This is a genomic window from Bradyrhizobium uaiense, assembly GCF_010811875.1.
Classification (GTDB): Bacteria; Pseudomonadota; Alphaproteobacteria; order Rhizobiales; family Xanthobacteraceae; genus Bradyrhizobium; species Bradyrhizobium uaiense.
This window is the reverse complement of record NZ_VKHP01000424.1, coordinates 1-3,418: the sequence shown is the minus strand read 5'-3', so window position 1 is coordinate 3,418 and position 3,418 is coordinate 1. Positions and strand designations below refer to the sequence as shown.

Annotated in this window: 2 protein-coding genes; both read right to left on the bottom strand. The window is 60.9% G+C overall.

The window, feature by feature from the left end; translation table 11 throughout:
* Positions 1 to 800: 800 nt before the first annotated feature.
* Positions 801 to 1,376 (bottom strand): hypothetical protein, encoded by a 576-nt coding sequence (locus FNJ47_RS45170; protein WP_163163135.1) that lies wholly within the window; start codon positions 1,374 to 1,376, stop codon positions 801 to 803.
* Between the two features lie 52 nt (positions 1,377 to 1,428).
* Entirely contained in the window at positions 1,429 to 3,216 is a 1,788-nt protein-coding gene (locus FNJ47_RS45165) for a tetratricopeptide repeat protein (RefSeq protein WP_236000555.1), read from the bottom strand.
* Positions 3,217 to 3,418 lie beyond the last annotated feature (202 nt).

Here is a 3,418-nt window from a genome sequence, read left to right as displayed (position 1 = left end):
CGAGTTCGTCTTCCCATTCCGCCATGGTCAGCCCTCCAAGAGCCGACCACCCATGAATCATTGAAAAATTGATTCGGGAATCCTATAACGCACGGCAAAATCAACAATCTGCCAAAGTAGTGCTAGGTCCTGGCTCACGATGACCTGCCGGCCCGCCGAATAGGAATTTCAGGCGGTTGAATGTGTGCTAGCCTGCATCCCGGGATGGAATTGCCATCCGGCATTTGGGAGGACATGGCTATGAAAGGCTCGTCGCTCTTCGTCAGGAATGTCGCCGTCGCCGCGTTGTCGATTGTGCCGCTGCTGTGCGGATCAAGCGCTCCAGCGTGGTCGCAACCCAGCCCGCTGCCCGAAGTTTCGGTCGACGCGCCGCGGCATGCTGCTGGTCCACACAGGTCGAGCCAGCGCGCGGCGGCCCGCAGCGCCGCCTCATCGTCTGCGCATACGTCTGCGACCTCGGTGTTCTGCATCGGCGGTTGCATGACGAGCTTCAGGTCGGGCGACCGCCCCTGGGTCGGATGCTCGTGGTCGGCCGGCGCGTCCGCCTACACTGGATGCCGAAACATCGGGCCCGGCGGCGTCCACTTCAAGAGCTATAATGAGTGCACGGAGACCGGCCTGCATAACGGTTGGAGAAGCGGTGAAGTCTCTGCGTTCTGCACCAGCCTGGCTTTGAAGTAGGAGATACGCCAAAGGAAATGCCTCGTGAGACGCGCTTTGGTCATTCTCGGCATTCGCACGGTCCCTTTGGACAAACATGATCGAGCAAGCTCGACGGCGCGGCCCGATGCCCGTTCGGGCTATCTGACCTCGCCGTTCTGCCCTTTGTAGGCAGCAAGGATCCGCTTGAGATCGCCATATTCCTCGCAGGGAATGAGGCAGAGATTTCCGAGCGCGGTAAGCAGTTGCTCGGCTTTGGCGGACTCGCCAAGCATGAGATATGCCTCGCCAAGGTGCTCATGCGCGCTGCGATGTCTTGGATTCAGCATCAACGCCTGCTGGTAGTGGCCCATCGCCGGACCAAGCTGGCGTAGCCGCCGATAGGCATACCCGATGTAATTCTGGGTGTCGGCATTGAGGGGGGCACGCAAGGCGGCGAGTTCGAACGCGGCGATCGCTCCATTCCAATCCCCAGCGAGGAGTGCCCTCTTGCCCGCCTTGAAATCCGGATCGAGCTGCACCCAGTCGGCATCCGGCGTGACGGACGTCATGGTCGTGCAGATCGGCCACGCCTCAGGCTTGATTGCCGCCTCTGTTCCATAGTCGCGTTTGCCGACTGGCAGGCCGGCTTGCCGATCCGCCAAAGTTTTCGAGTAGATGGCGATGCTGCCGACCAGCGCACCGAGCACGGCAGCCGCCGCGATCACGCGGATCATTGTTCTCGTCCCGGCAGTGACGGCCGTCGGGTCTCGAGCCGATCGCCTACGGTCATTGTCGAGCACTACCAACGGTGTGATCCTGCAAGTATGCCTTGGCCTCACGAATTTCCTGTCGCTCGGAATCGGCGTTCTTGGTCAGCTCCACGAGTTTGCCGAAATACTCGCTTGCCTTCTGGCGATCGCCGGCACCGTCAGCGGCGCGGGCGGCTCCCCAGTAGGCGCGGAAGCGATTGGGAGTTTGCTTGAGCGCAGTCTCAAACTCGCTCAGAGCAGCTCCGGGCTGCCCTGTCTCGAGCAGCAATTCGGCCAGCAATTCGCGGAACGGAAACAGGCGGTTCTCCATCGCAACGTGTTTGAGGCTTCCATCTTCGGCGTCAGCCGCCGCCCGCATGAATCGTAACGCTTGATCGCGGTCGCCTTCCTTCAGCGCGACCCAGGCGGAAACGGCGAGCATCTGCTCTTCGGTGCGGTCGGCCCAGTAGGACTGGTCGGCGCCTTGCAACGTCGCGCGCAACGCTTTCATTGCTTCGATTTCCTGCTTGGCCCCGGCGAGATCACCGGTACGCGCCATGCCCAGACCGCGCGTGAAGCGGATCAGCGAATCCGCCATCGGATACTTGGTCGGTATCATCGGCATCGTCGCAGCGCCGGTCCAATCTGCCCGCTCCAGGACATAGCGAGCTGGCATGGCCGCCTTGGCGGTGAAATTGACAAAGTTGATCGGTCGATCGCCGCGATCGGCGGTGGCAAGCGACTTCTTGATCATTGCATCTGCCTTCTCGTCCTGTGCGAGCTGCAGATACGCATAAACGCTGAAGTCCGACGCATGATAGTAGTCCGGCTGGATCTCGAGCGCCGAAGCGTTCGAGGCGATGGATTCCTCCCAGAGCCCGACCATGGAGTAGATGTGCGACGGCATATGCCGCGCATGCGGCACAGCCGGCGCGATGCCCGCATAGCGACGGGCGGACGCAACTCCCTTTGCGGCGAGCGGCGCAAAGTCGTAGGCGTGAATGAGGTAGTGGGTCACACCTGGATGTTGCGGGTTCTGTTCAAACAGCCTTTCCAGGATCGCCGCCGACTTGAGCTGATTGGCGTAAGAGAGGTCGCTTTTCGGCGCCGATGCTTGCAGCGTCAGCGCATAGTAGGCCTGCACCTCGTAATCGTCAGGATAGCTTTGCGCCATACGCTCCATGGCGGCGTTGTAGGCCACCAGACGCGCATTGACGGGGACCTTGTCATAATCGCGGAAGTAGGCACTCAGTGCCTCAATCCAGTCGCGCTCACGCGGTGTCTTCGGCCCGGCAGCCCGCGCCTTTTCCAGCGCTTCCCAGGCTGCCTGCGCCTCCGCCGGCGTCGGCGTGGTTGCCAGCGAATTGCCAAGCAGATCCATCGCCACGCCCCAATGAGCCATCGCACAGCCGGGGTCTTGCTGCGCGATTGCTTCGAATTTCCGCCGGGCAATCAGAAACCAGTACGAATGCAGCATCGCGACGCCGCGATTGAACTCGGCCTGCACATTGGGGTCGCAGGATGTAGGAAAGGTCACCGTGCCGAGCTTCTGCTCTTGCTGGCCGATTGCGCTGCCTGCCAGCGCCGCAGTGACAAGGCTGGTCGCAAACAATATGCGTGCCGAGTGAGTGCTCATCTTAAAATCTCCATTTGCACAGCAATGGCGCGCGAGCTTGCTCGCCCGGCCGCCACGCGCGTCTAATCCGTCCTTTCCATTTTCCTGGCGTCCTGCTGTCGTGCAAAAAGTGCGGACAGACATCTCTGCGCCAAACTGCGCACACGTCATGAAATGCACTGTACCTGCCCGAAGCTCCTTGTTTTTCAAGGGACGGGTCCGCAGGCAATTAGGATCAGGAGACTACTCCATCTCCCGTATCCCTGAAAGAGCAGCGAGACTTCCGCTTTTGATGCTGTGGACGGCTCCTCCACGGGCACGAGAGTGCCAAGGAGTGGGCGCCGATTGAGGCTCCCACGATTCGGAGGAGCAGCCTATGCAGTCAATTTCGACGATCGGTCTGGATATAGCG